The sequence below is a fragment of the Photobacterium sp. OFAV2-7 genome (assembly GCF_022347985.1).
Lineage (GTDB): Bacteria > Pseudomonadota > Gammaproteobacteria > Enterobacterales > Vibrionaceae > Photobacterium.
The window spans coordinates 1-6,550 of sequence record NZ_JAKRFQ010000220.1 but is presented as its reverse complement, the minus strand read 5'-3'; the positions used below and the strand labels follow the sequence as shown (position 1 = coordinate 6,550).

Genomic DNA, 6,550 nt, shown 5'->3' with positions numbered 1-6,550 from the left:
ACGAATTTGCTTGGCGACCATAGCATTATGGACCCACCTGATCCCATGCCGAACTCAGCAGTGAAACGTAATAGCGCCGATGGTAGTGTGGGGTCTCCCCATGTGAGAGTAGGACATCGCCAGGCTTGAATTTAGGTTTTCATCTTTTAGAAAAGATGAAAACAAAAATAAACAAAGCAGCATTAGTAAGACTTTGTTTATACGCAGAATTGCGTGCTGGTATAGCTCAGTTGGTAGAGCGCACCCTTGGTAAGGGTGAGGTCCCCAGTTCAAATCTGGGTACTAGCACCACTAATTTGTTCAGCGACAATAGCACAATGGTCCCACCTGATCCCATGCCGAACTCAGAAGTGAAACGTTGTAGCGCCGATGGTAGTGTGGGGTCTCCCCATGTGAGAGTAGGTCATTGCTGAACACCCTTTCAAAACCCAGCCTTTGGCTGGGTTTTCTCGTTTCTGGACGGTAATTCCCTTCATTACTTTTCCTCATCATCTCTTCATTATCTACAATTCTTTTAATACTCTTTCTCTTGCACCTTAGACTAAATTTATATATTTTATTTTAGAAATCTGGACGTCTAAACATCTTGATGCCAACGTTTGTTATGAGGGCGGGCGGTATGTAAGTTGTTTCGTTCGGTATAACGTTTAAGGAGTAAACCAATGCCGATAAAAATTCCTGACCAATTACCTGCTACTGATATCTTACGTAGTGAGAATATCTTTGTGATGTCGGAAGCACGTGCCGCTAGCCAGGAAATACGTCCTCTGAAGGTGCTATTGTTGAATTTGATGCCGAAGAAAATTGAGACGGAAACTCAGTTCTTACGGTTATTGTCAAATAGCCCGCTGCAAGTTGATGTGGAGTTGTTGCGAATAGATAACCGGCCAACCAAGAATACGCCAACTGAGCACTTAGATACGTTCTATCGTCAGTTTGAGATGGTAAAGGATCGGAACTACGATGGCCTGATTGTAACCGGAGCGCCCCTGGGGCTCGTTCAATTTGAAGATGTGTTGTATTGGGAAGAAATACAAACAATCATGAATTGGGCCAAGGAGCATGTCACTTCGACTATGTTTGTTTGCTGGGCGGCACAGGCTGGTTTGAAGTTGTTGTATGACTTGCCGAAGAGAACACGCAAAGAAAAGCTGTCAGGGGTCTATTTCCACCGGACACATGATTGCCATAACCCAATTCTTCGTGGTTTTGATGATTCCTTTCTGGCGCCTCATTCACGGTATGCCGATTTTTCACCGGAGTATTTAGCCGAGCATACCGATCTTGATATCCTGGCAACCTCTGATCAGGCTGGTGTGTATCTGGCTGCAACCAAAGATAAGCGTAATGTCTTCGTGACGGGTCATCCGGAATATGATGTATCAACACTGCATAATGAGTATGTTCGTGACCTGGCTGAGGGAATGGAGCCTGCGATACCTGTCAATTATTATCCCGATGATAACCCTGACAACCCTCCGGTTGCCAGCTGGCGCAGTCATGGGCATCTATTGTTTTCTAATTGGCTTAACTACTGTGTCTACCAGCAGACGCCTTATGATCTCGAGCATTTCTCGGAAGCCAATTTTACCAAGGATGATTAATCTGGAAATGAAAAGACCTGCATCAGCAGGTCTTTTGACTAAAGGCTTACAGCAATCGTTTATAGAAGATTATTGATTATTAGCTTCCCATTGCTTGGCTTTGTGGATCAGTGGCGTAATGGTTGAGCCTTGAATGAGAATCGAAAATACAACGACGGCATAGGTCATCACCAAAATGATTTCTCTGACATCAATGTTCTTCTCCGGGATAACGATAATCCCTGCCGGGATAGCCATTGCCATCGCCAGGGCAAGGCCGCCACGTAATCCGCCCCAGGTCAGGATTTTCACCGAGAGAGGATTGTATTGCCGGTAGCGCTCGAATCCCATATACGAAAACTTGATACTTAGATAGCGGCTGAACAGTACCAGTGGAACAGCGATAACCATCAACACCCAGTCTTCCTGATGGAAACTGAACTGCAGCATGCTCATACCGATCAGAAGGAACAGAACGCCATTGAGGAACTCATCGACCAGTTCCCAGAAGTGGTCGAGGTGATCCTCACTCTCTTTGGAAAAACCAATATAGCGAGTCCAGTTACCGATCATGATGCCGGAAACGACCATCGCCAGCGGTCCTGAAACATGAATAACATCAGCAAATACATAACCGGCAGTGGGAATACCTAAAGTCAGGAGGAGCTCCATAGAGTGGTCATCGGTGGCGCTGATGAGGTAATGGAAGAGTAAGCCAAGTAAAAAGCCATAGACGATTCCTCCAATAGCCTCCTGTACAAATAGCTGACCCACACCAAGCACGGTTGGCGCCTCATTGCCGAAAGCAATGGTGAACAAGGTAACGAAAATAACGAGGCCAAAGCCATCATTGAAAAGGGATTCACCTTCGATTTGTGTTGAGATGCGTCTCGGTGCATCGAGCTTTTTCACAATAGCTAACACTGCGATTGGATCGGTAGGTGATATGAGTGAGCCAAAGATTAAGCAGTAAATAAGATCAAACTGAATGCCGAGAAGCTGGCAGATCCCCCAGAGAGAAAAACCAATGAAGAATGTCGAAAACAGGGTTGCTGCCAGGGCAAGCACTGTGATTTCCCATTTTTGATCTTCGAGGTTGGGAAGTTTAATCCCTAATCCACCGGCAAAAAGTAAAAAGCCCAGGATCCCTTTTAGCAGAAAGCTCTCGAAGTTAATTTCGCCAAGCTGTTCGGCGGCAATATCTTCTAGATGAAACCAGCCGCTCTGTCCTGCGATAACGATACCCAGTGACAATACCAATGCCCCGGCAGTAATGGCGATAGTGGTTTGCATTTTTCCTATTTTGCTGTTTATAAATGCAATGATCATTGCAGCAGCAGCAAGGAAGCAGAGGGTGCTATAGACCGACATGCATAAACCTCAATATGGTTAAAAGTAAAGTATTAAATTGTGACAAAATATAAATCCATCACGCAGCGATAGCTATAGAAAACTTTCCTAGATTCTGGTTTTGTTTTGATAGAGAAAACAAGTTTAGACGTCTAGATTTCCATATGGACTATGGTAGGATGTTATTCAGCTGTAAAAATAGATAAGGGAAGTAGTGTGGTGTTAAAGGGCAAGGAATTATTACAGAAGCGACTAGAACAGCAGATCCTGATCATTGATGGTGGTATGGGCACCATGATCCAGGGCTACAAGCTGGAAGAAGCGGATTATCGTGGTGAGCGGTTTGCAGACTGGCACTCAGATCTCAAAGGCAATAACGATCTATTGGTACTGACACAGCCCCAGTTGATCAAAGATATCCACTTGTCTTATTTAGAGGCCGGTGCAGATATTCTGGAAACCAACACCTTTAACGCAACTACCATTGCGATGGCTGACTATGACATGGAAAGCCTGAGCGCAGAGATCAACCTTGAGGCTGCACGCCTTGCCCGTCAGGCAGCAGACGAATGGACAGCAAAAACACCGGATAAGCCGCGTTTTGTTGCCGGTGTCCTGGGCCCGACCAACCGCACATGTTCTATCTCGCCGGATGTTAACGATCCCGGTTTTCGAAATGTTACCTTTGATCAATTGGTCGAGGCCTACTCAGAGTCTACCCGAGCGTTGATTGAAGGCGGCTCTGATCTAATTCTGATCGAAACGATCTTTGATACCCTGAATGCTAAAGCCTGTTCATTTGCTGTCGAGAGTGTTTTTGAAGAACTTGGCTTTGAATTGCCAGTAATGATCTCGGGCACGATCACCGATGCCTCCGGACGGACACTCTCCGGTCAGACTACCGAGGCATTTTATAACTCGCTCCGTCATGTTAAGCCGATTTCCTTTGGTTTGAACTGTGCTCTGGGACCAGATGAGCTCCGTCAGTATGTTGAAGAATTATCCCGTATTTCTGAATGCGCTGTTTCTGCGCACCCGAATGCTGGTTTGCCCAATGCTTTTGGTGAATATGATCTGAGCCCGGAAGATATGGCAGAGCACATTAAAGAGTGGGCTCAGAGTGGCTTTTTGAACCTTGTCGGTGGCTGTTGTGGTACTACTCCCGAGCATATCCGACAGATGGCTGAAGTAACGCGTGATGTGACCCCTCGCCAACTTCCGGATATCCCTGTTGCATGCCGGTTGTCTGGTCTTGAACCGTTGACCATAGAAGCCGACACCTTGTTTATCAACGTCGGTGAGCGAACCAATGTAACGGGCTCTGCACGTTTTAAGCGGCTGATCAAAGAAGAGCTCTATGATGAAGCGCTGGAAGTAGCCCGTCAGCAGGTCGAAGCCGGTGCACAGATCATCGATATCAACATGGACGAAGGGATGCTGGATGCAGAAGCGGCAATGGTTCGTTTCCTCAATTTGTGCGCTACTGAACCCGAGATATCGAAAGTTCCGATCATGGTCGATTCTTCCAAGTGGGAAGTGATTGAGGCTGGCTTGAAGTGTGTTCAGGGTAAAGCCATCGTTAACTCCATTTCGCTCAAGGAAGGGAAAGACAAGTTTGTTTCCCAGGCCAAGTTGATCCGCCGCTATGGTGCTGCAGTTATCGTCATGGCGTTTGATGAGGTTGGTCAGGCTGATACCCGCGAGCGGAAAATTGAAATCTGTACCAATGCTTACCGGGTCTTGGTCGATGAGGTGGGCTTCCCACCAGAAGATATCATTTTCGACCCGAACATTTTCGCTGTTGCGACAGGGATTGAAGAGCATAACAACTACGCGGTGGATTTCATTGAGGCTGTGGGTGATATCAAGCGGACGCTACCACATGCCATGGTTTCTGGCGGGGTTTCCAACGTCTCTTTCTCGTTCCGGGGCAATAACCCGGTGAGGGAGGCCATTCATGCCGTTTTCTTGTATCACTGTTTCAAGAACGGCATGGATATGGGGATCGTCAACGCCGGTCAGTTGGCTATCTATGATGATCTGCCGGATGAGCTTCGAGAAGCTGTTGAAGATGTTGTGCTTAACCGTCGTGATGATAGTACCGAAAGATTGCTGGATATTGCGGATAAGTACCGTGATAGCGGAACGGTAGAGGATGACCGTAGTGCGCAGGAATGGCGTGGCTGGGATGTCGAGAAGCGACTGGAGCATGCGCTGGTCAAAGGCATTACCGAGTTTATTGTTGAGGATACGGAAGAAGCCAGAGCAAATGCAAGCAAGCCGCTGGAAGTGATTGAAGGTCCATTGATGGCTGGTATGAATGTCGTTGGCGACTTGTTCGGTGAAGGCAAGATGTTCCTGCCGCAGGTGGTGAAGTCAGCCCGAGTGATGAAGCAGGCTGTGGCCTACCTTGAACCGTACATTAATGCTGAAAAGCAGGCAGGGCAGAGCAACGGTAAAATCCTACTGGCAACCGTGAAGGGGGATGTACACGATATTGGTAAGAATATCGTCGGTGTGGTTTTGCAATGTAATAACTATGAAATTATCGACCTTGGCGTGATGGTCCCTTGCGATAAGATCCTGAAAGTAGCCAAGGAAGAAAATGTCGATATCATCGGTTTGAGCGGCCTGATCACCCCGTCGTTGGATGAGATGGTACATGTTGCCAAAGAGATGGAACGCCAGGGTTTTGATCTCCCGTTGCTGATTGGCGGGGCAACAACCTCCAAGGCACACACCGCGGTGAAAATTGAAGAGAATTACCATGCGCCGGTTGTCTATGTCTCGAATGCGTCACGGGCGGTCGGCGTTTGCTCGGCTCTGCTTTCTGATGAGCAGCGTCCTGCATTTGTCGAGCGTCTGGATAAAGAGTACGAAATAGTCAGGGATCAGCATGCTCGCAAAAAGCCGCGTACCGCACCTGTCACCCTGGAAGAAGCCCGTGCCAATAAGGTGAATATTGACTGGGCGGCCTATCAGCCTCCTGTACCGGCGAAAGGCGGTATCCATACCTTCACAGATTTCCCCGTGTCTACTTTGCGTGAGTATATCGACTGGACACCTTTCTTCATGACCTGGTCGCTCAGCGGTAAATACCCGACAATTTTGAGACATGAAGTTGTTGGCGAAGAAGCGCAGCGTCTGTTTGACGATGCCAATAAGCTACTGGATGAAATCGAGCAGACCGGCATGATCAAGGCCAACGGGGTCTGTGGGTTGTTCCCTGCCAATAATATTGGTGATGATATTGAAGTTTACACCGATGAGTCTCGTACCGAGGTCTTGACGACTTTGCGTGGCCTTCGTCAGCAGACGAAAAAGCCCAAAGGACCTAACTACTGCCTGTCGGATTATATTGCCCCGAAAGAAAGCGGAAAGGCGGATTGGATCGGCGCGTTTGCGGTCACTGGCGGGATCGGTGAATATGAGATCGCGGATCAGTTTAAGGCTAAGGGGGATGATTACAGTGCCATTATGATCCAGGCCGTTGCTGATCGCTTGGCAGAGGCATTTGCCGAATACATGCATAAAATGGTGCGAAAGGAAATTTGGGGTTATGCAGCGGATGAAGATCTGAATAACGAAGATTTGATCCGTGAGAAGTACCAGGGTAT

General features: G+C 47.6%; 3 protein-coding genes, 1 tRNA gene and 2 rRNA genes. 5 read left to right on the top strand and 1 reads right to left on the bottom strand.

All coding sequences use genetic code 11. The annotated features are described in order from the left end of the window. Positions 1 to 9 precede the first annotated feature (9 nt). From rrf (MHN01_RS12785) to metA, 4 genes are all read left to right on the top strand, one after another. Positions 10 to 125: ribosomal RNA gene (rrf, locus tag MHN01_RS12785) — 5S ribosomal RNA — on the top strand. Positions 126 to 215: 90 nt separating this feature from the next. Then, a tRNA-Thr gene (locus tag MHN01_RS12780) sits at positions 216 to 291 on the top strand. Between the two features lie 8 nt (positions 292 to 299). Then, positions 300 to 415: ribosomal RNA gene (gene rrf, locus MHN01_RS12775) — 5S ribosomal RNA — on the top strand. Positions 416 to 662: 247 nt separating this feature from the next. After that, positions 663 to 1,604: a homoserine O-succinyltransferase gene (metA, locus tag MHN01_RS12770; protein WP_075762433.1), complete on the top strand. Its 942-nt coding sequence runs from the start codon at positions 663 to 665 to the stop codon at positions 1,602 to 1,604. A gap of 69 nt (positions 1,605 to 1,673) precedes the next feature. On the opposite strand, the gene MHN01_RS12765 is transcribed toward metA, so the two are convergent. After that, a complete protein-coding gene (locus MHN01_RS12765) occupies positions 1,674 to 2,954 on the bottom strand; it encodes a sodium:proton antiporter (RefSeq protein ID WP_239411694.1) in 1,281 nt (426 codons plus the stop codon). Between the two features lie 195 nt (positions 2,955 to 3,149). Here MHN01_RS12765 and metH point away from each other — a divergent pair. Further along, positions 3,150 to 6,550, top strand: a 3,401-nt coding sequence (metH, locus tag MHN01_RS12760; protein ID WP_370646504.1) for a methionine synthase, incomplete at its 3' end; no start/stop codon positions are given.